The 25,410-nt window shown below is 59.7% G+C and carries 22 protein-coding genes; 13 read left to right on the top strand and 9 right to left on the bottom strand.

The features are described from left to right. The first annotated feature begins 156 nt into the window (after positions 1–156). From GRI91_RS09830 to dnaE, 4 genes are all read left to right on the top strand, one after another. Positions 157–1,398: a lipoprotein-releasing ABC transporter permease subunit gene (locus GRI91_RS09830; protein ID WP_160736505.1), complete on the top strand. Its 1,242-nt coding sequence runs from the start codon at positions 157–159 to the stop codon at positions 1,396–1,398. Next, entirely contained in the window at positions 1,391–2,065 is a 675-nt protein-coding gene (locus tag GRI91_RS09825; RefSeq protein ID WP_160736504.1) for an ABC transporter ATP-binding protein, read from the top strand. The genes GRI91_RS09830 and GRI91_RS09825 overlap by 8 nt, the downstream gene beginning before the upstream one ends. Positions 2,066–2,117: 52 nt before the next feature. Further along, positions 2,118–2,393, top strand: coding sequence for a hypothetical protein (locus GRI91_RS09820; protein WP_160736503.1), 276 nt, complete (start codon positions 2,118–2,120; stop codon positions 2,391–2,393). A gap of 71 nt (positions 2,394–2,464) precedes the next feature. Beyond that, positions 2,465–5,944 (top strand): DNA polymerase III subunit alpha, encoded by a 3,480-nt coding sequence (gene dnaE / locus GRI91_RS09815; protein WP_160736502.1) that lies wholly within the window; start codon positions 2,465–2,467, stop codon positions 5,942–5,944. Between the two features lie 51 nt (positions 5,945–5,995). Here the strand turns inward: dnaE and GRI91_RS09810 are convergent, their stop codons facing one another. The 5 genes from GRI91_RS09810 to GRI91_RS09790 all read right to left on the bottom strand — a co-directional run bounded on the left by GRI91_RS09810 (position 5,996) and on the right by GRI91_RS09790 (position 11,506). Then, the gene (locus tag GRI91_RS09810; protein WP_160736501.1) at positions 5,996–7,069 is read right to left on the bottom strand and encodes a PA0069 family radical SAM protein; all 1,074 of its coding nucleotides are present in this window, start codon (positions 7,067–7,069) and stop codon (positions 5,996–5,998) included. Positions 7,070–7,114: 45 nt separating this feature from the next. Further along, entirely contained in the window at positions 7,115–8,392 is a 1,278-nt protein-coding gene (locus GRI91_RS09805; protein ID WP_160736500.1) for an Nramp family divalent metal transporter, read from the bottom strand. A 67-nt stretch (positions 8,393–8,459) separates the two neighbouring features. Beyond that, positions 8,460–8,987: a molybdenum cofactor biosynthesis protein B gene (gene moaB, locus GRI91_RS09800; protein ID WP_160736499.1), complete on the bottom strand. Its 528-nt coding sequence runs from the start codon at positions 8,985–8,987 to the stop codon at positions 8,460–8,462. After that, on the bottom strand, positions 8,988–10,787 hold the full coding sequence (locus GRI91_RS09795) for a lytic transglycosylase domain-containing protein (protein WP_160736498.1): 1,800 nt from the start codon (positions 10,785–10,787) through the stop codon (positions 8,988–8,990). Next, positions 10,754–11,506, bottom strand: coding sequence for a uracil-DNA glycosylase family protein (locus GRI91_RS09790; RefSeq protein ID WP_160736497.1), 753 nt, complete (start codon positions 11,504–11,506; stop codon positions 10,754–10,756). The genes GRI91_RS09795 and GRI91_RS09790 overlap by 34 nt, the downstream gene beginning before the upstream one ends. A gap of 71 nt (positions 11,507–11,577) precedes the next feature. Between GRI91_RS09790 and GRI91_RS09785 the strand changes: the two genes are divergently transcribed. Genes GRI91_RS09785 through GRI91_RS09755 form a run of 7 tightly spaced genes read left to right on the top strand, consistent with a single transcriptional unit; the run spans position 11,578 to position 19,500 of the window. Next, positions 11,578–13,224 carry an electron transfer flavoprotein-ubiquinone oxidoreductase gene (locus GRI91_RS09785; RefSeq protein ID WP_160736496.1) on the top strand — a complete coding sequence of 549 codons (1,647 nt, stop codon included), beginning with the start codon at positions 11,578–11,580 and terminating at the stop codon, positions 13,222–13,224. A gap of 33 nt (positions 13,225–13,257) precedes the next feature. Beyond that, the gene (locus GRI91_RS09780; RefSeq protein WP_160736495.1) at positions 13,258–14,070 is read left to right on the top strand and encodes a 4-(cytidine 5'-diphospho)-2-C-methyl-D-erythritol kinase; all 813 of its coding nucleotides are present in this window, start codon (positions 13,258–13,260) and stop codon (positions 14,068–14,070) included. Beyond that, positions 14,067–14,786, top strand: coding sequence for an N-formylglutamate amidohydrolase (locus GRI91_RS09775; protein WP_160736494.1), 720 nt, complete (start codon positions 14,067–14,069; stop codon positions 14,784–14,786). The genes GRI91_RS09780 and GRI91_RS09775 overlap by 4 nt, the downstream gene beginning before the upstream one ends. Positions 14,787–14,831: 45 nt before the next feature. After that, positions 14,832–16,553 carry a dihydroxy-acid dehydratase gene (gene ilvD / locus GRI91_RS09770; RefSeq protein ID WP_160736493.1) on the top strand — a complete coding sequence of 574 codons (1,722 nt, stop codon included), beginning with the start codon at positions 14,832–14,834 and terminating at the stop codon, positions 16,551–16,553. Further along, the gene (locus tag GRI91_RS09765; RefSeq protein ID WP_160736492.1) at positions 16,534–16,908 is read left to right on the top strand and encodes a hypothetical protein; all 375 of its coding nucleotides are present in this window, start codon (positions 16,534–16,536) and stop codon (positions 16,906–16,908) included. Before ilvD ends, GRI91_RS09765 begins: the two co-directional genes overlap by 20 nt. Next, positions 16,889–18,283, top strand: coding sequence for an NAD(P)H-hydrate dehydratase (locus tag GRI91_RS09760; protein ID WP_160736491.1), 1,395 nt, complete (start codon positions 16,889–16,891; stop codon positions 18,281–18,283). Before GRI91_RS09765 ends, GRI91_RS09760 begins: the two co-directional genes overlap by 20 nt. Further along, entirely contained in the window at positions 18,280–19,500 is a 1,221-nt protein-coding gene (locus GRI91_RS09755; protein ID WP_160736490.1) for a class I SAM-dependent RNA methyltransferase, read from the top strand. The genes GRI91_RS09760 and GRI91_RS09755 overlap by 4 nt, the downstream gene beginning before the upstream one ends. Here the strand turns inward: GRI91_RS09755 and GRI91_RS09750 are convergent. The 4 genes from GRI91_RS09750 to GRI91_RS09735 all read right to left on the bottom strand — a co-directional run bounded on the left by GRI91_RS09750 (position 19,438) and on the right by GRI91_RS09735 (position 22,443). Next, complete coding sequence (locus GRI91_RS09750; RefSeq protein WP_160736489.1) at positions 19,438–20,244, bottom strand: hydrolase 1, exosortase A system-associated; 807 nt, start codon at positions 20,242–20,244, stop codon at positions 19,438–19,440. The two genes, GRI91_RS09755 and GRI91_RS09750, sit on opposite strands and share 63 nt — an antisense overlap. A 235-nt stretch (positions 20,245–20,479) precedes the next feature. Beyond that, positions 20,480–21,172 (bottom strand): alpha/beta hydrolase family protein, encoded by a 693-nt coding sequence (locus GRI91_RS09745; protein WP_160736488.1) that lies wholly within the window; start codon positions 21,170–21,172, stop codon positions 20,480–20,482. Between the two features lie 14 nt (positions 21,173–21,186). Further along, a complete protein-coding gene (locus GRI91_RS09740) occupies positions 21,187–21,465 on the bottom strand; it encodes an acyl carrier protein (protein ID WP_160736487.1) in 279 nt (92 codons plus the stop codon). Between the two features lie 39 nt (positions 21,466–21,504). After that, the gene (locus tag GRI91_RS09735; RefSeq protein ID WP_160736486.1) at positions 21,505–22,443 is read right to left on the bottom strand and encodes a GNAT family N-acetyltransferase; all 939 of its coding nucleotides are present in this window, start codon (positions 22,441–22,443) and stop codon (positions 21,505–21,507) included. Positions 22,444–22,524: 81 nt separating this feature from the next. Between GRI91_RS09735 and GRI91_RS09730 the strand changes: the two genes are divergently transcribed. Next, complete coding sequence (locus GRI91_RS09730; protein ID WP_160736485.1) at positions 22,525–24,084, top strand: acyl-CoA ligase (AMP-forming), exosortase A system-associated; 1,560 nt, start codon at positions 22,525–22,527, stop codon at positions 24,082–24,084. Beyond that, positions 24,081–25,307: a pyridoxal-dependent decarboxylase, exosortase A system-associated gene (locus GRI91_RS09725; RefSeq protein ID WP_160736484.1), complete on the top strand. Its 1,227-nt coding sequence runs from the start codon at positions 24,081–24,083 to the stop codon at positions 25,305–25,307. Before GRI91_RS09730 ends, GRI91_RS09725 begins: the two co-directional genes overlap by 4 nt. Positions 25,308–25,410 lie beyond the last annotated feature (103 nt).

The raw sequence follows: 25,410 nt of genomic DNA, 5'->3' as shown, positions 1-25,410 counted from the left end.
TGCTTTTGATACAAGAATGGGCCGGCCCGTAAATGGGCCGGCCTTTTTTGTGGGCGCGGAGCGCTCTAGCGACCCGAGGAAGGCAAATTGGTTGCTTCGGCTGCTATGCACGCCTACATCGCGGGTTCTGCACAGGAATAAAGAAAAGCCAATCGCTTGATCCTCTCCCCTTTCGAATGGACCATCGCCAAGCGCTACATGCTCCCCGGTCGGGGCGAAGCGTTTATCACTCTGGTTGGCGGCATCAGCCTCGCCGCAGTCATGCTGGGCGTGGCGGCGCTCGTCATTGTAATGAGCGTTATGAACGGCTTCCGGGCCGAATTGCTTGACAAGATCGTTGGCCTGAATGGCCATGCGATCATTCAGGCCTATGGCGGCCGGCTGGATGACTGGCGCGACGTGCTCGAAGACGTGCGTGAAACAAAAGGTGTGGTGCGCGCCTCTCCGCTGATCGAACAGCCTTTGCTCGGCAGCTTCAACGGCCGCGTTGAAGCTGTCCTGGTGCGCGGCAATACGGCGGAGGATATCGAACGACTGCGTCCGAATGTCGTCTCCGGCGATATCAATGCGCTGAAGCCTGAAGCCAACAATGTCGCCATCGGTTCGCGCCTTGCCATGAATCTGGGATTGCGTGTGGGGGATACGATTACGATCATCAATCCTCTGGGGCGATCGACCCCCTTCGGCACGGTACCACGGCAAATCGGCTACACCGTCTCCGCAATATTCGAGATCGGGGTCTATGATTACGATCAGGCCTTCGTGGTCATGCCGATGGAGGATGCGCAAACCTTGCTCCTGATTGGCGACACGGTCGGCATGATCGAAGTAAAGACCACCGATCCGGATACGGTCGGTGAAACGCTGGCTCCGCTGAAGCGCAAGCTTGGCGGGCGGGCGGTCATTTCCGACTGGCGCACGATTAATTCATCCTTGTTCGAGGCGCTGGAAGTAGAGCGCGTGGCCATGTTCTTCGTGCTGTCGATCATCGTGCTGGTGGCTGTGTTCAATATCCTGTCCTCGCTGATCATGCTGGTCCGCGCCAAGACCCGCGATATTGCGATCATGCGAACGATGGGGGCCACGCGGCGCAGTCTGCTGAAAATCTTCGTGACTACCGGCTTTACGATTGGTGCCATCGGCACCGGCGCCGGCTTGGGGCTGGGCTTTATCGTGCTGTTTTTCCGTCAATCGATCGTCCATTTCATGGAACTCGTCACCGGGCAGAGCCTGTGGAATCCGGAAATTCGTTTCCTGACCGAATTGCCGTCAAAGACCGACCCCGCCGAAGTCATCACCATCACGGTGCTGGCCCTGATCCTCAGTTTTCTGGCAACTCTTTATCCGGCACTGAAGGCTGCGAGCACCGATCCGGTACAGGTTCTGCGCTATGAGTGATTCCGTTGTCCGCCTGAAAAGTCTCACCCGCAGTTTTGAACAAGGCGGGGTGCGCATCGACGTGCTGCGCGGGATTGATCTCGATGTTCGGCCCGGTGAAATCGTTGCGCTGCTCGGCCCCTCCGGCTCGGGTAAATCCACCATGTTGCAAGCGGTTGGCTTGCTCGAAGGGGGATTTGGCGGCCGAATCGAAATCGCCGGTAATGATGCCAGCAGATTGTCCGGTGATGACCGCACCCGGTTGCGGCGCGACCATCTGGGCTTTGTCTATCAGTTTCACCATTTGCTGGCCGATTTTACAGCGCAGGAAAATGTTGTCCTTCCTCTGCTGGTCGCCAGTGTCAGCCGCGCGGATGCGGATGAACGCGCAAAATCCCTGCTGTCTGCACTTGGTTTGGGGCAGCGGCTGGAGCATCGCCCGAGCCAGCTTTCTGGCGGTGAACAGCAACGCGTGGCGGTGGCGCGCGCGCTTGCCAACCGGCCGCATCTGGTGCTGGCGGACGAGCCAACGGGCAATCTGGACGAAGCAACGGCCGATAAAGTACTGGAACAGTTTCTTGAACTGGTTCGCGGGCAGGGCAGTGCCGCTTTGATCGCAACCCATAATGAACGCCTGGCGCAGCGCATGGACCGTGTTGTCCGCCTGCATGAAGGTATTTTGATTTAAGTTCGGTCCCGCGCCTTGATTTTGCGCGTTCCGGCAAGAAGGAGAAACAGACATGAGTGACCATCCCAGCACCTATAAAGCAGCGCTGAGCGCATCGGATTCCATCGAATGGGATGATCGCGCGGCTGTCCACATGAATGAAGACGGTCAGGGCCTGCTGGATGGCATGAAAGCACTTCGCCGCGGTACCCTGGCCGAGATGGTCGCCTATGTCAGCAAGCTGCCTGAAAGTGAGCGCAGCCAATATGTGATCCAGAAGGCGGGTGATCACCGGCTGGATATTAGTGAGATCATGGCTCTGGCTGCCCATCCTGATTTTCCTGGCTAAGCAGGTCGCTGTCCCCAGATTGCACCCCGATGTGACTTGATTGCGCGGGGTGCGGGGCGCAAAATGGCATCATGCCCTATGCCCCGTTTGTCCCGCTGCGAGTCCTGTCGTCCTATTCCCTGCTGGAAGCGGCGATTGATCCCAAGCAGATCGCCAAGACCGCCAAGGAAAAGGGCTTCCCCGCCATCGCAATTTGCGACCGCAACGGTCTGTATGGCACCGTTGCCTTTGCGGCTGCCTGCCGTGCGGAAGGCGTGCAGCCGATTGTCGGCACTTTGCTCGGCATTTCCGAAGGAGATGGCGCGCCGATCGATTATATCCCGCTCTATGCGCAAAATGAGGATGGTTGGAACAACCTCTGTCATCTGGTCAGCCGTGCGCATCTCGACCGCCCGCTGGAGCTGGAACCGCATGTCCTTTACCCTGAGCTTGAAGGCCGCACGGACGGTCTGATCGCGCTTACCGGGGCGGGTGAAGGCGCGGTGACACGGTTGCTCGCGGATCAGAAACCGCAGCGCGCCGAACGGATGCTGGAATTTCTGAAGGGGCAGTTTCCGGACAGGCTCTATGTCGAATTGTCGCGGCGCTACAATGACACCGAAGATGCCGCTGAAGAAGATTTGATAGAGCTGGCATATCGGCATGATCTGCCGCTGGTCGCCACCAACCCGGCCAACTTCGATGAACCGCATATGCATTCCGCGCATGACGCGATGCTGTGCATTGCCCATTCAACGCATATCGATACCTCCGACCGTCTCCGCTCCCTGCCTGATGCCTACATCAAGAATGCGGAGATGATGGAGGAGCTGTTCGCCGATTGTCCGGAAGCCATGGCCAACACGCTGGTCGTAGCGCAGCGCTGCGCTTTTGCGCCGCCTAAACGCGCACCGATCCTGCCCAGCCTCGCCGGTGATTTGAAGGGTGAAGAAATCGCGCTCGCCAATGATGCGCGGCACGGGCTCGCCGCGCGGCTCTCTTTGTATGAAGAGATGAGTGATGAAGAGCGCGAAACCTATGAAAAGCGCCTCGAATACGAAATCGATATCATCATCGGTATGGGGTTTCCCGGCTACTTCCTGATCGTTGCTGACTTCATCAAATGGGCCAAGGCTCAGGGTATCCCGGTCGGGCCGGGCCGTGGTTCGGGCGCGGGCTCGCTGGTCGCTTGGGCGCTGACGATTACCGATCTTGATCCGATCAGGCTGGGGCTGCTCTTCGAGCGCTTCCTGAACCCGGAACGTGTGTCGATGCCCGACTTCGATATCGACTTCTGCGAAACGCGGCGCGGTGAAGTGATCCGCTATGTGCAGAACAAATATGGCCATGATCATGTGGCGCAGATCATCACCTTCGGTAAGCTGAAAGCGCGCGCCGTGCTGCGCGATTGCGGGCGCATCCTGCAAATGCCCTATGGTCAGGTGGACCGGCTGACCAAGATGGTTCCCAACCATCCGACTGACCCGTGGACGTTGGAGCGCACGCTGAATGGCGAGGCGGATTTCAGGCGCGAATATGACAATGACAATGAGGTAAAGCGCCTCGTCGATCTGGCGAAGAAGCTGGAAGGTTTTCCGCGCAATTCCTCCACCCATGCTGCCGGCGTGGTGATTGGTGACCGGCCATTGTCGCAGCTTGTGCCGCTGTACCGCGATCCGCGCTCGGACATGCCGGTGACGCAATTCGACATGAAACATGTCGAGGATTCGGGTCTGGTCAAATTCGACTTTCTCGGCCTCAAGACGCTGTCGGTCTTGCGCAAAGCGGTCGACCTGCTGGCGCGGCGCTCGATCGAGGTTGATCTCAGTCTGTTGCCGCTGGATGATCCCGACGTCTTCGCGCTGCTGAAGCGCGGCGACACGGTCGGTGTGTTCCAGCTGGAATCCGAAGGGATGCGGCGCACGCTGGCGGCGGTGAAACCGACCAAATTCGAAGATATTATCGCACTGGTTTCGCTCTATCGCCCGGGCCCGATGGATAACATCCCGCTCTTCGGCAAACGTAAGAATGGCGAAGTTGCGATTGAATATCCGCATGAGAAGCTGGCGGGTATTCTGGAGGAAACCTACGGCATCTTCGTTTATCAGGAACAGGTGATGCAGGCGGCGCAGATCCTGGCTGGCTATTCACTGGGTGATGCCGACTTGCTGCGCCGGGCTATGGGTAAGAAGATCCAGGCTGAAATGGATAAACAGCGCGTGCGTTTCACGGATGGCTGCAAGGAAGTTTCAGGTATCGAAAAGGGCAAGGCGAACGAGCTGTTCGACTTGATCGATAAATTTGCCGGCTATGGTTTCAACAAATCGCACGCTGCGGCCTATGCACTGCTGTCCTATCAGACGGCATGGGTGAAGACGCATTACCCGGAAGAATTCTACGCCGCGTCCATGTGTTTCGACATGCATCAGTCGGAAAAGCTGGCGATCTTTGTCGACGATATGCGCAAAAATGACATCGCATTGCGCGGACCGGATCTGAATGCGAGCGAAGCGGAATTTTCCGTCGAACAGACCGAGACAGGCCATGCGGTCCGCTATGCACTGGCCGGCATTCGCAATGTCGGTGAAAAGGCGATGGAAGCCGTGGTGGCCGAGCGGGAGAAGAACGGCAGATTCGAAAATCTGGAAGATCTGTTCCGCCGTATGCCGCAAGGCTGCATGAACCGGCGACAGATGGAAGGACTTGCGGGGGCCGGTGCCTTTGGTTCCATGGAGCCCAACCGCGCAAAGGTGATGGCCAATGCGGAGATGCTGCTGGCCGTCGCAGAAGCATCCGTCCGCGACCGTGCAAGCGGGCAGGTGGGGCTGTTTGGCGGGGATGATCATGTCGAACCCGCACTGCGCCTGGTTGATGCGGAGCCCTGGAGCCGCAACGACCAGATGGCGACCGAGAAGGACGTGTTCGGTTTCTATTTTGCGGCCCACCCCGTGGAAGAATTTCGCGCGGTTGCGTCATCCAATGGTGCGCGCAGCTATGCCAGCCTGATGGCGGGCGGCAGCGGCCCGGCAGGGCGCATGCAGGCCGTGATGGCAGCGATGGTCGAAAGCGCCAGCAAGGGCACAACGCGCAGGGGCAAAGACTTCGTGCGGGCTGACTTCACCGATAGCAGCGGCGGCTTCAGCGCGGCCTGTTTTGAAGAAAGTCTGGTGGATTCCTTCCTCAAATGGGGCCGTGAGAACACTTGCGTTTTGCTGAATGTGGAACTGGATTCGCCCAGTCCCGAAGAACCACCCCGCGTGACCATTCGCGGCGCACGCGCGCTCAGCGACGTCACCAACAGCGCACGTATGCTGTTGAAGCTGGACATTGCGAGCGAGGAAGCGCTGCAGGAATTACGACTGGCGCTGGTTGAAGGTGAAAAGGGCGCAGGTAAGGGGGAAGTTATCGCGCGGCTTTTGGTTGGCGAAGGCGAAAGTGACCCGTTTCTGCGGCTCGGGCTCGGCTTCAAGCTGGATGGCCATCTGGCCGAAAAGCTGGCCGAAATTGACGGGCTCACCAATGTCGCGCTGACCACCCGGCGCGGCGCGGCCAATCTGCGTCTGGTTGCCTGAACTGGCTGGCTCATTGCCCGATTTTCGACAGCAGGAGAGTGTAGAGGCGGTTTAGAACAGCCACATCTGACCCTTGGGACCCGGTTTGCGGAATTGGGTGCAATCGAGATGGAAGCGCGGGTTGCCATCAAGTCCGGCCTTGCGGCAGGCGAGCTGAAACCGGGTGCGAAACAGATCCGCCCACACGCCCTGCGCTTTCATTCGGGAATAGAAATCCGGGTCATTGTCCCGCCCGTCGCGCATGGAACGGATGATGGCCATGACCTTCTCCTTCCGCTGAGGGAAATGTTCTTCCAGCCAGTCCTTGAATAATGGGGCCACTTCAAAGGGCAGTCGGACGGGGATCCAACCCGCTGACTTGACGCCCATCACCCCGGCCTGTCGGATGATTGCTTCCATGAATTCATCGGTGATGGAAGGAATGACCGGGGCGATGGAGCAATGGGTGGGAATGCCCGCTTCGGCCAGTTTGCCGAGTGCGGCAAGACGCTTCGCAGGCGATGCTGCGCGTGGCTCCAGCAGACCGGAAAGTTTCGGATCGAGCGATGTGACCGAGATGGCAACCGCCGTCAGTTTGCGCGCGGCGAGTTCGCTCAGCAGGTCGAGATCGCGCAGCACCCGATCGGATTTGGTGGTGATTGTTACCGGATGCCGTGCGTCGAGACAGGTCTCGAGAATCTGCCGCGTTATCCGGTATGTTCGCTCAATGGGCTGATACGGATCGGTGTTGGTGCCCATGGCAATAGGCCGAGGCTGATATTGAGCCTTGGCGAATGTATTGCGCAATATCTCCGCTGCCTTGGGCTTTGCGAATAGCTTGGTTTCAAAATCGAGCCCTGGGGAGAGATCGTGATAGGCGTGGCTGGGCCGGGCGAAGCAATAGATGCAGCCATGCTCACAACCACGATAGGCATTGATAGACCTGTCGAAGCCGATATCGGGCGATTGGTTGAAGGAAATGATCGAACGCGATGTTTCCTCAGTGACAGTGCTGCGCAGTTTGGACGCCGGGCCATCCACGATTTCTGCATCGTCCAGCCAATCGCCATCATCCTCCCTGACAGGGAGGTGAAAGCGGGTACTTTCCGCATTCTGAGTGGCCCCACGGCCATGGTGAATCGCCATGGATGATATGGAACATATAAAGAACAAATGCGCAAGGGATCTGCGTCAGATAGCGATGAAATCCATGATCTGTCGCACCGCCAGCACTGCGAACAGCAAAGCCGATCCTGCCAGCACGCAATTGGCGAGCCAGCCATTGCGGGCCTCCGCCGGAACACGGTCAGAATTAAGGAGCAGCAGCAGAGTGATGGCGAGAAAGGGCATAAACAAAGCACCGAACGCACCATAAGTGATGACCAGGAAAAAGGGCCGGTCCGCCAGTAACAGGATCATGGGCGGAAAGGTCAGCCAGAACAGATAGGCGCGAAAGGCCGGGCTACCTTCTGGGGCTACTGCCGTAGGTTGCCCCCGCATCTGATAATACCAGTCCGCGAAGAACAGGCTCATCCCGTGCCACACGCCGAAAACCGAACTGAGCGCGGTCGCGGCAAAGCCAACGAGAAACAAGGTGGCCACGGTCGATCCGAATCGCGCTTCCAACACATCGGACAGGCCGAGCAACCCCCTTCCACTCGATTCCAGCGCAATGGCGGAGGAATAAAGCAGTTCCGCCCCGACAATCAGCATTGCGACCACAAACAGGCCGGTGATGGTATAGGCCACGATATTGTCGATCCGCATCAGGGGGAGCCAGCCAAGGTCACGCCAGCCCTTGGTCTGCACCCAATAGCCATAGGCTGCGGTGGTGACAGTGCCGCCAACACCGCCGATCAGACCGAGCGTGTAAAACAGCGCGCCCTCGGGCAGATCGAAGGTGAGGCCGGTCAGAATGTCTGGCAGACTGGGCGCAACGAGGATGGCCAGGCCGATCATGATGACAAACATCACACCGACCATCACCTTGATGACCTGTTCGAAGCGTTCGTAGCTGTTGAACCAGACGAACAGAAAACCAGTGAGTCCGGTAATTACGGCCCAGCCTTGCAGGGGGAGAATGGGAAAGAGTGCGGTCAGCGGCAGAGCGGTGGCGCTCATCGCGGTGGCGCCATAAAGGAACCCCCACAGGATGACGTAAATACCGAAATACCACCCGGTCCAGCGGCCCAGACTGCGCCACCCCGCCAGAATGGTCGAGCCTGTGGCAAGGTGATAGCGGGCCGAACCTTCGGACAAGGCAATCTTGACCGCGCACCCAAGAATAGCGGCCCATAGCAGGGCATATCCAAACCGCGACCCGGCAATCAGCGTCGCGACCAGATCGCCCGCGCCAACACCGGTTGCGGCAACGACGATGCCGGGGCCAAGCTGCCGCCAGCCTTTACCCGCCGGCGATTTGGTCCCTGCGTTCTCTTCTGCCTGTTCGGCTGTTTCTGTTTCGCTCATCACGCCGCGTTCCCCCTGATCGGATCATAATCGCGATGCAGGGGAAAACGAAGCGGAAGATGAAATGTCAGACTTCCCTGAGGCGGGGCATCAGCTCAACGAAGTTGCAGGGGCGGTTTCGACTGTCGAGCTGTTCGGCAAGGATACCGTCCCAGCCATCTTTCACCGCGCCATTCGATCCGGGCAGCGCGAAAATATACGTTCCGCGAGCGAGAACCGCGCAGGCACGTGATTGCACCGTGCTGGTGCCGATCGTCCCGTAACTCAGCCAGCGAAACAATTCGCCAAAGCCGGGAATGTCCTTTTCCTTCACCCGGTCGAGCGCTTCGGGGGTGATGTCGCGTCCCGTCAGCCCGGTGCCGCCGGTGCTGATGATCGCATCAATATCGGGATCATCGATCCATGTGTGCAGCCGGGCGGTCAGCCTGTCCTTGTCGTCACGCTCGATCGCGCGCGCGGCCAGTGTATGCCCGGCGTTCTGAATGCGCTCGGCCAGGATATCGCCGGAAGTGTCATCCTCCGGGCCGCGTGTGTCCGAAACGGTCAGCAGCGCAATATTGATGGGCTTGAATTGTCTGTCTTCGTCGATTGCCACTTAGTTACGCCTTCTGTCGCTGTTCCTTTCGGCCGACATATAGACACGGCCATTCCCGTCTGCATCCGGAAAAAGCGGCCAGTCATTCTGGGCGAGGGCATGGCGGCTGCTGGAGGTTGCATCGGCTTGCCGTTCATACATCCAGTAATTGCGCATCACGATGGCGACATAGCCGCGCGTTTCCCAATAAGGGATCGATTCCATATATAGCAGCGGGTCGCCCTGATCGTTGATCTCGCTGTTCCAGCGGGTCACGGGGGACAGGCCGGCGTTATAGGCGGCCATGATTTTAGGCAGCTGTCCGCTGGTGGCGGAGGCATCGCGCAGCATTTCAAGATTTTGCTGACCAAAGGCCAGATTGACTTGCGGATCGGTGAGATCGACATGGCTGGCATTCATTTTGAGTGCGGGCGCATGTTCGCGAACGGTGATCGGCGTAATCTGCATCAGCCCCTTTGCCGCCGCCGGGCTGACCACAGCGGTCCGGAAATTGGATTCCTGCAACGCGTGAGCATAGGCCAATGCTGGATCGACCTGCCATCCGGTGACGGGTTTCCATTTCGGTACAGGATAGCGAACGGCGGGATCGGCTGATGTGCCAGCGGGCGCATTATAGGCCATGTAAAGCTGGGTGGACGGCATGCCGAGATCCCGGGCAAGGCGGGAAAGAGCGCCATATTGACGCGGATCACCGATCTTTGCCTGATGCAGGAGAACTTCGCTGGCCAGTTTGTCACGCCCGATTTCATTGAGGGCAATGGCAATGTGCACATTGCCCAGATCACGCAATTCCTTCCAGTCGTCGCGCGTGAATTCTGGCGTTTCAACGCGATTGGGCAAAGCTGCACCGAGTTGTTCGGCCGCCAGCATGCCATAAAGCGTTTCGTCATTTTCTGCGGCGCGAGACAGCAAATCCACGCTGCGGTCTGGCATCCGGCAGCGCAGAGCACTCCGTGCGGCCCAATAATAGGCGGCGGAGCGCAATTCCTGATTATCTGCCCCCGATGCGGATCGTTCAAAAGCAGGCAGGGCACTGGCACAATCGTTCAGACGCCACGATGCGAGGCCTGCCACCCAATCACCTTCGGCCACCCACGGGCCGGTACCGGCGCTGACCGTTCGGGCCATGGCCAGCGCTTCGGTGTCCATATTCTCGATATAATAGGACCATGCCACCCGCTGACGCCATTCGGCGCGTGCGGCGCGGCTGAGCGATGAATCGATCCCGTCGAGCAATTGGCGTGCGCCATCGGGGTCATCATTCACGATCCGATCGTGGATCTGCGACGCGATCGATCCGGGCATGGTGCCATCGGAAATGGGTTTCGGGCGCACCCGTTTGGGCGGTGCGCTGCGATAGGAAAAGCTCTGCTCTCTCGGCAAGTCGGGCAGGCTTGCCGCGCCGCGGGTCACGCCAAGTCGGCCAAGTTGCGCGGCCTGTGGCAGATTGCGCCCTTCGGACAACCATTGCTGGATTTCGGAAAGTTCGACGCGGGGTGAATTGGCCGCCAGATAATATTCAGCGCGGGCCACCGCATGCAGCGGGCCGTCGGAGCGCTGCGCAAACAGGCTTTCTACCTGGTTCCAGTCCTGCCGGTCGATTGCGGTGAAAAGGGCATCGTAATATTCGCGATCGCGGCGATTGAGCTGCTCCGGCGCGCCATTCTGATTGGCGTGAGCAACGAAATATTCACGGGTCGGCTGGGCCTGCGCGGTCTGGGCCAGCAGTGCGAGGCCAGATCCTGCGATTGTCAGCAGCAGTGTTTTCACGGCGGATCGTCTCCTGTCCAGTCGAGCCATTGATTCCACAAACGCGCACGAAGTTTTGGCTGTTTGAGCAATAGCTCAGGGCTTCTGCCTGCAAGACACGATATTGCCGTGTCTTGAAATTCACTGGAATAGGAAAAGGTGTTTGATTGCGCCGGGTCGTGGCCGATAAGCGGCGGGACGATCCTGCCAAGCAAAAGCAACCGCTCCGGTTGGGCCAGAGATATGTGATATGCGAGAATTCGCCCGAGACCGCGTTTATTCAGATCGTCCCAATCGGCAAATGGCATGTGGCAGGGAAGGGCTGCCGTCAGATAAACATTCTCGCGGGTGAGCTGCATCGAGAGCAGCATATTGTCGATCAGCCGACCCTGCGGCCCGGACAGTAAAAAATCACTGTCTTCACTTTCGGGTTCCGGGACAATGATCATCAGCGGGGCCCTGGCTGACCCTGACGGTGCAATGCGCGGATATGTACCACCATCAGCGATCGAATCTGGTGCCGCCCACCATTTTTGAAATGCCTCCAGGCTGTCTGGCCAGTTGGCACTGTCTCCGCCCAGCATTACAGGCGTTTCGGCGGGCTTTTTCTTCTTTACCCGGACGGGGCGCTTCTGTTCGGTCGGCTCTTCCTCATCCGTAATCCACGGCTGAGCCGTGTCGTCCATGGCATTGGTCAGCCCGGCTTCCTTCCACCATTCGAAGGCGGAACCGATCGCTTCGGCGATTGAAGGGTTGGGTGATACGTTCATTTTCCGGGTCTTGACCTTGGAACGTAGTCCTATCAAGGCCAAATTAACGGAAAGATAAAGGAGGCCCAACAATGACCGAACGTGAGTCCATGCCGTATGACGTGGTTATTGTTGGCGCTGGACCCGCCGGGCTTGCCGCTGCGATCCGCCTGAAGCAGATCGATGAAGCGATTGAAGTCTGCATTCTGGAAAAAGGCTCCGAAGTGGGCGCGCATATTCTGTCCGGTGCAGTGGTCGATCCGCGCGCGCTGGATGAATTGCTGCCCGATTGGCGGCAGGATGGCTGCCCGCTGGCAGAAACACCCGTGACCGAAAACCATCACTGGATGTTGTCGCAAGGTGGCAAGACGGAAATGCCGCATCTGTTGATGCCGCCGTTCATGTCCAATGACGGCAATTACACCGGTTCGCTTGCCAGTCTCACCCGCTGGATGGCGGAAAAGGCCGAGAGCATGGGCGTAGAGATTTTTCCGGGCTTCCCGGCTTCCGAGGTGCTGTTCGATGATGACGGTGCCGTGATGGGCGTGGCGACGCAGGATATGGGCGTGGCCTCCGATGGATCGCATAAGCCGGATTATCAGCCGGGGATGGAACTGCATGCGAAATATACCCTGTTTGCCGAGGGTGCACGCGGCCATCTGACGAAACGGCTGAAGAACCATTTTGCGCTGGATGCGGAATGTCAGCCGCAGGTCTATGGTCTGGGCATCAAGGAATTGTGGGACATCGCAGCTGATAAGCATGTTCCGGGGCGCGTCATTCACACGCAGGGATGGCCCTTGTCGGAAAGCGACAGCTGGGGCGGCGGTTTCCTGTATCATCAGGCGAATGGCCAGGTCGCGCTCGGTTTCGTGACGGCGCTTGATTACGCCAATCCGCATGTCTCGCCATTCGAGGAATTTCAGCGCTGGAAGCAGCACCCGGCCATTCGCGAAGTGCTGGAGGGCGGAAAGCGCGTTTCCTATGGCGCGCGGGCGATCAATGAAGGCGGCTGGCAATCCGTGCCGCAGCTGGCCTTCCCCGGAGGGGCACTGATCGGCTGTTCGGCTGGCTTTGTGAATGTGCCGCGGATCAAGGGCACGCATACGGCGATGAAGAGCGGCATGCTGGCGGCTGAATCCATCGGCGACGCGATCAGCGCGGAGCGGGAGAAGGATACGCTGGCTGCCTATGATGATGCTCTGCGCTCAAGCTGGATCGCGGATGAACTTTCCAAGGTGAAGAATGTTCAGCCCATGGTCGCGAAATTCGGCGGTTCGCTGGGCACATTGCTGGCCGGGATCGATATGTGGATGCGTACGCTCAAGATCGGGCTGCCATTCACCATGGGCCATAAAACGGATGCGGCGGCCACTGGGCGCGCAGACCTTTATCCCAAGATCAAATATCCCAAACCCGATGGCGTCATCAGTTTTGACCGGCTGTCTTCGGTGTTCCTTTCGGGCACCAATCACGAAGAAGACCAACCCTGCCATCTGGTGCTGAAGGACCAAACCGTGCCGGAGCGGATCAACCTGCCGCTCTATGCCGGGCCGGAGGCGCGCTATTGCCCCGCGGGTGTTTATGAATTTGTCGAAGAGGACGGCGCCGAGCCGAAATTGCAAATCAACGCGCAGAATTGCGTGCATTGCAAAACCTGCGACATCAAGGACCCGACCCAGAATATTGAATGGGTCACGCCTGAGGGTGGTGGTGGCCCCAATTATCCGAACATGTAATTTCGCCAGAGTTCAGCGCAGGGCGATAATTTTATGCCAATGACCGAAACTGCCTTCGCGAAGATAAATCTTGCGCTGCATGTGCGTGCCCGGCGTGATGACGGCTATCATGAGCTGGAAACGCTGTTCGCCTTTGTCGATAATGGCGATCGGTTGAGCGCAAGCCCGGCGCAAGAAGACAGCTTGCAGGTAGTCGGCGAATTCGCTGCTGGCTTGAGCGATCCGTTCGGTAATCTGGTGGCGCGCAGCCTGTCCCTGCTGCCGCATGCGCAGGGTCTGTCGGTGACGCTGGACAAGCGGCTGCCAATCGCGGCGGGGCTGGGCGGCGGATCGGCGGATGCGGGCGCGGTCTTTCGGCTGATTGAGGCGCAATATGGCCTGCCAGATGACTGGCGCGAACGTGCGGCGAAACTCGGGGCGGATGTTCCCGCCTGTGTGGAAAGTCTGTGCTGTATCGGCAGCGGCACCGGAACCGATTTGAAGCCCATCGAAAACGATTTGCGCGGTGTGCCGGTGCTGTTGGTCAATCCGCGCATCGCCCTGCCGACGGGCCCGGTATTCGCCGCCTGGGATGGATGCGACAAGGGCGCATTGCCCGGCGGATTGCCGTCGCAAATCTGCCGGAACGGACGCAATGATCTGCAGGATGCGGCAATCAGCATCTGCCCGGAAATTGCCGAAGTCCTGCATGATCTGCAAAAAGGCGATGCGTTTTGCGTGCGGATGAGCGGATCGGGCGCGACCTGTTTTGCCTTGTTCGAAAATGACGAAGCGCTGCATGAAATGGCCGGCAGACTGGCCGAAACCCACCCGCAATGGTGGCAGATGACAGGATATTTGAGATGAGCGAACCGCTCGCGCGGCAAATTGGTTCGATCCGGAAAAATGCTATTGTTTCGGTGTGCGATCATGCGTCCAACCGGGTGCCCGAGGGGGTTGATCTGGGGCTGGATGACAGCGCCATGCAGAAGCATATCGCATGGGATATTGGCGCCGCCGGGGTGGTGGAAGAGATGCACCGACAGGCGGGTTTCGCAGCTTATCTGGCGCAGGTCAGCCGCTTGGTGATCGACCTTCACCGCGAAGAGGATTCCCCCGGCCTGATGCCTGAGGTAAGCGACGGCCAGCGCGTGCCCGGAAATGTCGGTGCCGATAAGGATTACCGGATTAAGCGGTTTCACCGGCCCTATCACGCGGGAATGGCGGCATTTCTGGATGAAGCCGACCCATCTCTGATCCTATCGATCCACAGTTTTACGCCGCAAATGGAAAGCAATGGGGCACCGCGACCGTGGGAAATCGGCCTGCTATACAATCAGGATGACCGCGCGGCGCGCCATGCGATCCGCTTTTTCGAAGAAGCCGGATGCGTCGTAGGTGATAATGAGCCATATTCCGGCAAACAGTTCAATGCGACGATGAACCGCCATGCCGAGGCATTTGGCCGGCCCTATTGCGCGATTGAAATCCGCAATGACCTGATCGCCGATCCAGCGGGGCAGGCGAAGTGGGCTGCGACCATCGCCGATGTCGCGGCGAGGGTTGCAACCGCGCTGCAGTAGGTGCAGAGCGCGGCAAAAGGTAATAATTGAACGGACGGAACCACCATGACTGCGCGTTTTGACAAGTCCCGGCTCCCCAGTCGGCATGTTTCTGTCGGGCCGGGCAAGGCCCCCCATCGCTCCTATTATTATGCGATGGGAATGACCGAAGAAGAGATCAATCAGCCCTTCGTGGCGGTGGCCTCTGCCGGCAATGACAGCGCTCCATGCAACACCACGCTTAATCAGCAGGCCGATTGGTGCCGCGATGGCGTGAAGGATGCAGGCGGCACGCCGCGCCGGTTCAACACCATCACCGTGACCGATGGCATCGCCATGGGCCATCAGGGCATGAAAAGCTCGCTGGTCAGCCGTGAAGTGATTGCGGATTCGGTTGAGCTGTCCGTGCGCGGCCATTGCTATGACGCGCTGATCGGCTTTGCCGGTTGCGACAAGAGCCTGCCCGGCATGATGATGTCGATGCTGCGGCTCAATGTCCCTTCGATCTTCGTCTATGGCGGCTCGATCCTTCCCGGCCGGTTCCACAATGAAGATGTGACCGTCGTCGATGTGTTCGAAGCGGTGGGCCAGCATGCCGCCGGCAATTGCCCGCTGCAGGAACTGATCGAGCTCGAAAAGGTGGCATGTCCCGGTCACGGCGCATGTGGCGGTCAGTTCACTGCCAACACCATGGCCTGTGTGGGTGAGGCGATTGGCCTTTCACTGCCCAATTCCAACATGGCGCCCGCACCATACAAAAGCCGTGAAGAAGTGGCTGTGGCCGCAGGGCAGCAGATCATGAATCTGCTCGAGCGCAATCTGCGTCCGCGCGATATCTGCACCCGTGAAGCCTTTGAAAATGCGGCCCGTGTCGTTGCGGCGACCGGCGGATCGACCAATGCGGCGCTGCATCTGCCGGCCATGGCCAATGAATGCGGTATCGATTTCGATCTGTTCGATGTTGCGGAAATCTTCAAATCCACGCCCTATATCGCCGACCTCAAGCCCGGCGGCAAATATGTTGCCAAGGATATGTATGAGGCGGGCGGCGTCTACATGTTGATGAAGACCATGCTCGAAGGCGGCTATCTCAACCCGGAACCGATGACGGTTACTGGCAAGACGCTGGGTGAGAATATTGAAGAGATCACCTGGAACCCCGATCAGAAGGTCATTTATGACATCTCCAACCCGATCACCCCGACGGGCGGCGTGGTTGGTCTGAAGGGCTCGCTCGCACCTGATGGCGCGATTGTGAAAGTTGCGGGCATGAAGCGGCTGCAATTCTCCGGTCCGGCCCGTGTGTTCGATTGCGAGGAAGATGCTTTCGCCGCGGTTGAGACGCGTGACATCGCCGAAGGCTGCGTCATCGTGATCCGTTATGAAGGCCCCAAGGGCGGCCCCGGCATGCGTGAAATGCTCTCCACAACGGCGGCGCTGTACGGTCAGGGTATGGGCGAAAAGGTGGCCTTGATCACCGATGGCCGCTTCTCCGGCGGGACGCGTGGTTTCTGCATCGGCCATGTCGGCCCCGAAGCTGCCGATGGCGGTCCGATTGCGCTGATCGAAAATGGGGATACGATTTCCATCGATGCGATCAACGGCACGATCGATCTGGATGTCGATGCGGACATTCTGGCAGAGCGCCGCAAGGTCTGGGAAGCACGGACCAATGACTATCAGGCGGGGGCGCTGTGGCGTTATTCGCAAAATGTCGGCCCGGCGGTGAAGGGTGCGGTGACGCATCCCGGTGCCAAGGCTGAAACGCATGTATTTGCGGATATCTAGTCTCGGGGCGCTGGTGCTGCTCGGGGCATGTTCGGCAAGCGAGCCTGCCCCGGCGCCGGAAGGTGAGGCAATTGATTGCCTGCTGGATGGCGTATTGCAGCGCCCAGCGCGCTGCACGGTTGAAAATGTGGCCGGCAGCCCGGATGGCGAGATCGTGATCCACCGGCCGGATGGTGGTTTTCGGCGATTTCTATCTGATGACAGCGGTACGGGTTTGATCGCTGCCGATGGCGCGGATGAGGTGACGATTACCCGGCAATCAGATAGAGGGGCGGATAGAGTGGAAATATCGGTCGGTCCGGATCGCTATTTCTTGCCACCGGAGTTTTTGGGTGATGAACAAAGCGCAGAATAACATCCTCACCGTGGCGCAAATGCGTGCTGCGGAACAGGCGCTGATCGATGATGGTGAAACGGTCTGGAGTCTGATGCTGCGCGCCGGCACGGGGGCGGCCGATTATATCTGGCGCATCAGTGCAGGCCGCCAGGTCACGGTCCTCTGCGGACCGGGCAATAATGGCGGTGATGGCTATGTAATTGCCGAAAGTCTGCGCCGCCGGGGCTGCCCGGTAAAGCTGCTCGCCGCCTTTGATCCCGCCACCGAGGCCGCGCAACAGGCGCGTAGCGAGTATCATGGCCCTATTGTCGAAGAGCAGGACGCGGTGGGCGATTTGCTGGTCGATTGCCTGTTTGGCAGTGGGCTGACCCGCGCTTTGGGGGCGGACCTGTCTGGCCTGCTGGCGCGATTGGCCCAAAAACACGGCACCCGCATCGCTATTGATGTGCCAAGCGGGGTGCAAAGCGATCATGCCGCACCGCTGGATGATGATCTTCCAACCTATGATTGCACTGTGGCGCTGGGGGCATGGAAGCTGGCCCATTGGCTGATGCCCGCAATGGAAATGATGGGGGAGCGCCGGCTGGTGCTGATTGGCATTGGCCCAAAGAGCGACGCCGCCCGTCTGCTTGCGCGGCCTGATCTCAGTGCGCCGCCGCGGGATGCCCATAAATACAGCCGCGGCCTTCTGGCGCTGGTTGGCGGCGCGATGCCCGGTGCGATCATGCTGTCTGCGCGCGCAGCGATGCATGGCGGCGCGGGCTATGTGAAATTATTGAGCGACAATGCCACTGCCGTTCCAGCCGAACTGGTGGTGGATGGCAGTGATCTGGACGATGCGCTGGAAGACAGCCGGATTTCCGCGCTCGCCATCGGACCGGGGCTGGGGCGAAGCGGCCGCGGCCGCAACAAGCTGTCCGCCGTATTGGCGCGCAATCTGCCGACCCTGTGCGATGCGGACGCTCTGATCCTGCTGAAACCCGATATGCTGGCTCGGCGCTCTGCACCGCTGATCCTGACGCCGCATGCAGGGGAGCTGGACCGACTGTTCGATCAGTTTGGTGTCGGCGGCGGTGACCGACTGGAAAGTCTGCATGAGCTCGCCGAAAGCACCGGAGCGGTGATTGTGGCAAAGGGCCCGGACACGATCATTGCCGGACCTGGTCGGCGGACGGTGATTGCCCCAGCGGCCAGCAGCTGGCTTTCCACCGCCGGAACGGGCGATGTGCTGGCCGGTCTGATCGCCAGCCAGCTGGCCGTGAGCGAGGACGCCTTTGCTGCGGCCTGTGCCGGGGTGTGGCTGCATGGTGACGCTTCCCGGCGTCTATTGCCGCCTTTCACAGCAGCAGATCTTGTGGATTCTCTCCGCGAGGCTTACGCGGCCTGCTTGTGAGCGCATCAGAAACCATCATTCGCATCGCCGCCAAAGGTGACGGCATTACCCAATCCGGCAAATTCGTCAGCGGTGCTGCACCGGGCGACATTGTGCAGGCCGATGGCACGTTGGAACACGGGCCGCATCACCAGACGCCGCCCTGCCGCCATTTTGGGAAATGCGGGGGCTGTCAGTTGCAGCATCTCGATGATGAAGCGCTGAGCACTTTCGTGCGTGACCGCGTCGCCCATGCCGCTGAAGGACAGGGCATGACGCCGGGCAAACTGGCCGAGCCGCATGTGTCACCCCCGCAAAGCCGCCGCCGGGTGAGCCTGCATGCCGTGAATGGCGGCGGCAAACCCTCGATCGGTTTTCGCGAAGGCGGATCGCACCGGCTGGTGGATCTGCGCGAATGCCACGTGATGCGCGCCGAATTATTCGCGATGATTGCGCCGCTGCGAGCCTTTCTGGCGCGCAAGAAGGGCAAATATGCGATCGATATTGAACTGGCGATCGTCGATCAGGGTGTCGATTGCCTGATCAAGGGGCTGACGCTGGAGGGGCTTCAGGAAAGTGAAGCCATGGCGGATTTCTGCCGTGACAATGCTCTCGCGCGGATGACATTGGATCAGGGCTATGGCGCGGAAACCCTGTGGGAGCCGGAACCCGTCAGCGTCACTCTGGGCGGCGTGCCGGTGCCCTATCCCGCTGGAACATTCCTGCAGGCTACGATCGATGGTGAAGCGGCGCTGATGGCCGCGGCGCAGGAATGGCTGAAAGATAGCCGCTTCGTCGCGGATTTGTTTGCAGGGCTGGGCACGTTTGCTTTTGCATTAGCGGGCGATAGCAAGGTGCTGGCCGCAGAAGCGGCCCAACAGGCGTTTCTGGCCTGCAAAAGCGCGGCGGGTATCAGCCGCAAGCCGGTGCTTGCTATGCATCGCGACCTCTTTCGCAATCCCATCAGAGCCGAGGAATTGAAGCGCTTCGACGCGGTGGTGCTCGATCCGCCGCGTGCGGGGGCGAAGGAACAGATTGCGCAGATTGTCGAAAGCGGCATTGCGCGGGTGGTCTATATCAGTTGTAACCCGTCCAGCTGGGCGCGGGATTCGCGCAGTCTGGCCGATGCTGGGTATCGCCTGGCGGAATTGCGCCCCGTGGGGCAGTTCCGCTGGTCAACCCATGTCGAGCTCGCCAGCTTCTTCCTGCGCGAGGATGCCGAGGATCTGGCTGGCTAACCATTCCTGCGCCGTCGTGCCGCTGAAAGCATGATCGGCGCCGTTGCAGGTTGCCAGCATGGAAAGATCGCCTTGCCACTCAGCCATAAAGGTCTGGCCTGTTCGGTCATTCCCGCCTGTCAGCCAGTGAACTGACCCGGCAAATTGCGCCAGCCCTGCCTGCATCTCTTGCATCAGCGGCGTTTCCTGCCCGGATGGGGAAGGGCGAAGAGACGCCTTTAGTCCGCTCGCCAGTTTACGCAGCGATACGCCCCCGGACAGCAGGCGCAGCCATTCGCGCGCCGAGGCAAGCCGCTGTGCATAGCGTGACCGGATGGCGGCAGGCGGCAATGTGCCGCTGTCATCTTCACGCAGCCACGGATTGGAAAGGATCAGCGTGTCGCAGCCGGCACCGCTTTGCAGGGCAAGCGCGCTGGCGGCATCACAATTGCCAAAGGCTACGATGCGGCGCAGTTTCGGCCTTTGCGCATGAAAGGCTGCCAATGCGGCCTGCACATCTGCCGCGCTGCTGCGAAATCCGTTATCTGCGCCGCTGCTGTCGCCCACCCCGCGCCGGTCGAACCGAAAGACGGGGTAGCCTGCTGCGGCGATGCGGGCGGCCAGCTGCGCCTGTCCTGAAAAGGCACCGCTGCGGATCTCTCTGCCGCCGGAGACGATGAGAAGGCCGGTAGATCCGGATGCATCATCCAGAGTGCCGACCAGCTCACTATTCTCGCATGTGAAGGTGACGTGCTGACGGCTCATGAAGTTAGGCCGTAAACTCATATTCAACACCCTCGAGGCGCCCAAATGGCGAACATATCGGAGCAAAACGCGCGCCGGGAAGGCTGTTTGCCTTTCCAAGGGCGATTTGTTTCGAGAGGGAGGCCATTTGGGCGTCGCCAAGCGATTTGGCCAAAATGGCCCATCGCTGCGTCAAGAAGCCTTGAAATATCGACATATTCCTACGCCTTCCTTCCTTGCGCTGAGCCATTTTGCCTCAAACCTCGATGGTGTTGAATATGAGTTTACGGCCTAGCCTCGCACAGATCGCCCGCGCCATTTCTTCCGCCTGGGCCGGATCATGCCCGGGTTCTGCTCTCAGCCATGGCGGAGACAGCTGCAAAGCGTCAATTGTCAGCTCTTCAGCGGATGAATGCGCAGCGGCGTCAGCCTCTAACAGATCACGCAGCATGGCTGGGCCGATCTGAAAGCCAGCCAATGTCAGACCATCTTGCAGGCCCATTTGCAGTAGTTCTTCGCTCCTCCGGTGCCGTCCGGCCTCGCGTTCCAGAATGGTCTGCGCCCTGATCATGCTGCGCAATTGCTTCTTTCCCGACAGGGGGGAAACCGTGAAACCGGGTAGGGCAGGTGGGCACAGTTCCGCGCCGCCGCGCAGGGCAAGGAAATGTGTTATCTGCCAATGATCTGTAGCTGCCTGTGCTGCGTCACGCCAGTTTTGCAGATCCTGCTTCTGCAGCGGGGCGAGGCTTTCATTCCAGCCGGGAAAATCGGGCAAAAAAGCATCAATGCCGCAATCATCCAGCTGGCGGATCATTGCCGTGAGCAAGCTGCGGCAGCGATTGGCTTCGGCAAAAAGTGGCGGTAGGATCAGCAGCCGTGCCATGCGGCCACGGTCACTGCCGAACCAATATTCATGACCGTCAAGCGGGCAGGGCCAGATGCCGGTCATGAAGGGAGCAATCGTTAGCTCGCCGTGCGCCGGGCTTCGACAAAAGCCAGCAGCGCGCCATAGGTTTCGAGCATGTCTCCGTCGACCTCGTCATCTTCGATCATGATGTCGAAGCGGTCCTCGATCTCGGTCAGCAGACTGGCCACGGCCATGGAATCAAGTTCGGGCAAATGTCCGAAAAGACCAGTATCTGACGTGAAAGCGGCCACTCTGTCTTCATCCAGCGCGAGAATGTCGCGCAGGATTTGCCGCAATATCGTATCACTTTTTGCACAGGTCGCCCGGGTGGCCATGATGTCTTTCACGTGGTTGCAGTCAGTTATTTACCGCTCCTAGCTGCGGCGGTGAGGCAAGACAAGTTTATGAGCCGCCCAGCGAAGGGCGATTGGCCAGGCTGCTGGTTGGCGCCAGGCAAGCGCGCTGATGGACCAGCGTGGCCGGGTGGCATCCATCCAGTCGGCCTTATAGGCTTCATCGCCCGTTCCGAAGTCGAACTCGGTCACGCAATCCTCATCGATCACATGCTTCATCATCGCTGCCGTCAGGACGGTTCCGGGGGAAAACCTGTCCGCCTGATCAAGATGGGCAAGCTTGTGAATATAGGCGACGCCATTTTCGAGCGTCCAGAACTGCGCGGCGACCGGCACATTATCGTAAAAACCTATCCCGATGCGCGTTTCGCTCTGCTCGGCAAAGGCTTGCAGCAACGCGGGTTTGCCTTCCGCAACCTTGGCGCTGGCGCGATAGATCTCCTCATATAAGCGCCATATCTCAGGCAGATATTGCGTAAATATCGTGCAATCGAGATGTTTTGCCTTGCGCTTCAGCGTCGTGCGCAGCCTTCCGGGGCGGCGGCTAAGATATTGCGCGTAGCTGCGCCCCTCGACCGGGCAGTAATGATTGGTGTCGCTGACGGCTTGGCGGCACAGGAAACCGGCTTTGCGCAACGCCGCTTCCAACAGTGCGGTGCAAGTGTTCTCCTCGGCCAGCCGGTCGAGCCGCAGCAGCGGATGCTTGCGGCCAAGATCGCGCAGCAACGCCGCCAGCATGTCTTCATCACGCGCATCGCCGCCTGGCGGAATATCTCCGCGCGCCAACGGGCTCCAGGTGAAACTGTACCAATTCGCGAGCGGAACCAGCGCATCACCGTCCTGCATCAAGGGCAGGGCCAGCATGCGCTCTCCCTCTTCCGCTATCGCCACGAAAGGGGCATAGCCATGCGCTTCCAGCAGTGAAAACCAGCGTCCCTGCAGGAAAGGCGCGCCGCCCATGCCGCAGAAGGCTTGCACTGGGGCGGTGCTGTCATGATAGCTGAATGTTACCAATTGCCTGTCAGCCCTGCCGGAGTCCCCATGTCTGCAATAGCCGCCAATCCCACTCCCCGGCCGCTCGACCATCTGGCCGAATGCGGGGCGGATGACGATCCGGCCCTTATCTTGCGCGCTGGCACGCTCAGCTACAAGGATTTAAGCCGCGCGGTCGGACAAATGGCTGCCTGGCTCCGTGCACAGGTTAACAAAACGAACGAAGGTGCGGCGGGGACAGGCGCGCGAGTGGTCAGCTGGGCCGCGAAGGGGCAGTTAACCAGCCTGCTGCCTCTGGCCGCAGCGCGGGCCGGCTTGGTGCATGTGCCGATCAATCCGCTGCTGAAACGCGCGCAGGTCGCCCATATTCTTGGCGATAGCGATGCGGCGCTCCTGATTGGCAATCAGGGCCGGCTGTCGTCGCTGGAACAAGGAGATATTCCTGAAAGCTGCCATGTGATCGAGGAGGATTCCGTGCTGGAGGATGCGGCGTTGTTCGGTGATGCCTTGCCGCCCAGCGCTGCGAATCCTGACGATCTCGCGGCGATCCTCTATACCAGCGGATCAACCGGCGCGCCAAAGGGAGTGATGCTGAGCCACGCCAATCTCTGGCTGGGCGCTGTCAGCGTGGCGCATTATCTCGGTCTGGAAAATGACGATGTCGTGCTGGCTGTTTTGCCCTTCAGTTTCGATTACGGGCAGAATCAGCTCCTGTCTGCATGGCGAGCCGGGGCCTGCGCCGTTCCGCTGGATTATCTCTTTCCGCGCGATGTCATCAAAGCCTGCATCCGCCATGGCATCACGACATTGGCCGCGCTGCCGCCCCTGTGGGTGCAGCTGATCGAACAGAACTGGCCGGAGGAAGCAACGCAATCCATCCGCCGTATCACCAATAGTGGCGGCGCGCTGAATGCTGAAATGGTGGAAGCTTTGCGTTCCACTTTCCCGAAATCACGCCTTTTTTCCATGTATGGTCTGACCGAGGCGTTTCGTTCGACCTACCTCGATCCGGCGCTGGTGCAGTCCCGGCCGACCTCGATCGGCAAGGCGGTCCCCTTTGCCGAGATCCTGATTATTCGTGATGATGGCACGCTGGCTGCTGCGGATGAGGAGGGGGAGCTGGTCCATTGCGGTCCATTGGTCGCACAAGGGTATTGGCGGGATGCGGCGCGCAGTGCGGAGCGTTTTCGGCCAGCGCCGGAACAATCGCGTTATGGCGGCATGGCGGTGTGGTCCGGTGACCGGGCGAAGCGGTCTGCGGACGGGCTGCTCTATTTTATCGGCCGGCGCGACGCGATGATCAAAAGCTCCGGCAATCGAATCAGTCCGCAGGAAGTGGAGGATGCCGCGCTTGCCACGGGACTGGTTGCAGAGGCAGTCGCGCTGGGGGTGGCTGACGAACGATTGGGGCAGGCAGTGCATCTGGTTGTCCGCGCGCATGGGGATGCAGGCGAGGCAGAGCGGGATCTTCCCGCCATCCTTGCCCGCCATCTGCCCAATTTCATGCAGCCACAAAAAATCCATTGGAAAGAAACGATGCCGATTAACCCCAATGGCAAGGTTGATCGTGCAGGTCTGGCGAAAGAATTGCAGGAGGATGCCCCATGAAGCCGACCGGTCCGATCCCTGAAGGTTTTACCGCCCGTGATCATGAATTGGTGGTCGGTGATGAGAAAGTCGGCGCATTGGCTGCGCGTGCCGGGCGCACGCCGGTGTTCCTCTATTCCAGCGCGCGGATAGAGGCGCAAATTGCCGCTTTGCGTAGCGCTATGCCGGAGCGGCTGAGCATTCATTATGCGGTAAAGGCCAATCCTTTCGCGCCGCTCCTGCAATTCATGGCGGGCCGGGTGGACGGCTTCGATGTGGCGTCCGCATGGGAATTGGAAGCCGCACTGGCGGCGGGAAAACCGGCGCAGCAGATCAGTTTTGCGGGTCCGGGGAAGCGTGACGAGGAGTTGCGGCTGAGCGTTCAGCATGGGGCAACGCTCAATTGTGAATCCGAGGGTGAGGCGGAGCGTACTTTGGCGATTGCCGAGGAATTGGGATGCACGCCCCGAATGGCCATCCGGGTCAATCCGGCTTTCGAATTGCGCGGATCGGGCATGAAAATGGGCGGGGGGCCGAAGCCCTTCGGTATCGATGAAGATCGAGTGCCCGCATTGGCGCGCCATCTGATCGCCGCAGGCGCTGATTGGCAAGGGCTGCACATCTTCACCGGGAGCCAGGCGCTGGATGCAGACGCGCTGATTGAAAGCCAGGCCAATGTCCTCGCTCTGGCTGACCGTCTGGCGCAGGATATTGGCGCGCCACTTCCGGCCCTCAATATGGGCGGCGGGTTTGGCATTCCCTATTTTCCTGGCGATACCCCGCTCGACATTCAGGCGATTGGCGATGCGTTACGCGCGCGCTTTGCCGCATTGCCGGACAGTCTTGCAAACACGCGCTTCGCGATTGAGCTGGGGCGCTATCTGGTGGGAGAGGCGGGTGTCTATCTGACCCGAATCATCGACCGGAAGGAAAGTCACGGCCAGATTTATCTGATCACCGATGGCGGGTTGCATCATCAATTGGCGGCATCGGGAAATTTTGGCGCGGTTGTTCGGCGCAACTATCCCTCTGCCATCGCTACACATTTCGGTGCAGAGCCAGCTGAAGAGGTGAACATAGTTGGCTGCCTGTGCACTCCGTTAGACCGGCTGGCGGACCAGATCGCGGCTCCACGGGCGGATAGGGGCGACTTGGTGGCCATATTCTGTGCCGGAGCCTATGGCGCCAGCGCCAGTCCGGCGGCCTTTCTGGGGCAGGGGCCGGCCGAAGAAATGCTTGTTTGAACGCTGCTGTCTGTCGTCCCGTAATGATACAGCGTCGCTAAAACACCCGCGAAGCGCCGGGCTTTGAGCGAAAAGCTAACGCAATATTCACCCTTTTTACGCA

It is taken from the genome of Altericroceibacterium endophyticum, assembly GCF_009827595.1.
Lineage (GTDB): Bacteria > Pseudomonadota > Alphaproteobacteria > Sphingomonadales > Sphingomonadaceae > Altericroceibacterium > Altericroceibacterium endophyticum.
Note: the sequence above shows the minus strand (reverse complement) of the source record. Positions and strands in the feature narration are given on the sequence as shown.

Bases quoted from the DNA above. Each gene is read 5' to 3' on its own strand.
- GRI91_RS09810 (WP_160736501.1), bottom strand. From the start codon at position 7,069: ATGGCGATTCACCATGGCCGTGGGGCCACTCAGAATGCGGAAAGTACC.
- GRI91_RS09725 (WP_160736484.1), top strand. From the start codon at position 24,081: ATGAAGCCGACCGGTCCGATCCCTGAAGGTTTTACCGCCCGTGATCAT.
- GRI91_RS09745 (WP_160736488.1), bottom strand. From the start codon at position 21,172: ATGACCGGCATCTGGCCCTGCCCGCTTGACGGTCATGAATATTGGTTC.
- GRI91_RS09765 (WP_160736492.1), top strand. From the start codon at position 16,534: ATGTATTTGCGGATATCTAGTCTCGGGGCGCTGGTGCTGCTCGGGGCA.
- ilvD (WP_160736493.1), top strand. From the start codon at position 14,832: ATGACTGCGCGTTTTGACAAGTCCCGGCTCCCCAGTCGGCATGTTTCT.
- GRI91_RS09805 (WP_160736500.1), bottom strand. From the start codon at position 8,392: ATGAGCGAAACAGAAACAGCCGAACAGGCAGAAGAGAACGCAGGGACC.
- GRI91_RS09760 (WP_160736491.1), top strand. From the start codon at position 16,889: ATGAACAAAGCGCAGAATAACATCCTCACCGTGGCGCAAATGCGTGCT.
- GRI91_RS09775 (WP_160736494.1), top strand. From the start codon at position 14,067: ATGAGCGAACCGCTCGCGCGGCAAATTGGTTCGATCCGGAAAAATGCT.
- GRI91_RS09790 (WP_160736497.1), bottom strand. From the start codon at position 11,506: ATGAACGTATCACCCAACCCTTCAATCGCCGAAGCGATCGGTTCCGCC.
- GRI91_RS09730 (WP_160736485.1), top strand. From the start codon at position 22,525: ATGTCTGCAATAGCCGCCAATCCCACTCCCCGGCCGCTCGACCATCTG.
- GRI91_RS09825 (WP_160736504.1), top strand. From the start codon at position 1,391: ATGAGTGATTCCGTTGTCCGCCTGAAAAGTCTCACCCGCAGTTTTGAA.
- GRI91_RS09780 (WP_160736495.1), top strand. From the start codon at position 13,258: ATGCCAATGACCGAAACTGCCTTCGCGAAGATAAATCTTGCGCTGCAT.
- GRI91_RS09785 (WP_160736496.1), top strand. From the start codon at position 11,578: ATGACCGAACGTGAGTCCATGCCGTATGACGTGGTTATTGTTGGCGCT.
- GRI91_RS09740 (WP_160736487.1), bottom strand. From the start codon at position 21,465: ATGGCCACCCGGGCGACCTGTGCAAAAAGTGATACGATATTGCGGCAA.
- GRI91_RS09820 (WP_160736503.1), top strand. From the start codon at position 2,118: ATGAGTGACCATCCCAGCACCTATAAAGCAGCGCTGAGCGCATCGGAT.
- dnaE (WP_160736502.1), top strand. From the start codon at position 2,465: ATGCCCTATGCCCCGTTTGTCCCGCTGCGAGTCCTGTCGTCCTATTCC.
- GRI91_RS09735 (WP_160736486.1), bottom strand. From the start codon at position 22,443: ATGGGCGGCGCGCCTTTCCTGCAGGGACGCTGGTTTTCACTGCTGGAA.
- GRI91_RS09795 (WP_160736498.1), bottom strand. From the start codon at position 10,787: ATGGCTCGACTGGACAGGAGACGATCCGCCGTGAAAACACTGCTGCTG.
- GRI91_RS09750 (WP_160736489.1), bottom strand. From the start codon at position 20,244: ATGAGCCGTCAGCACGTCACCTTCACATGCGAGAATAGTGAGCTGGTC.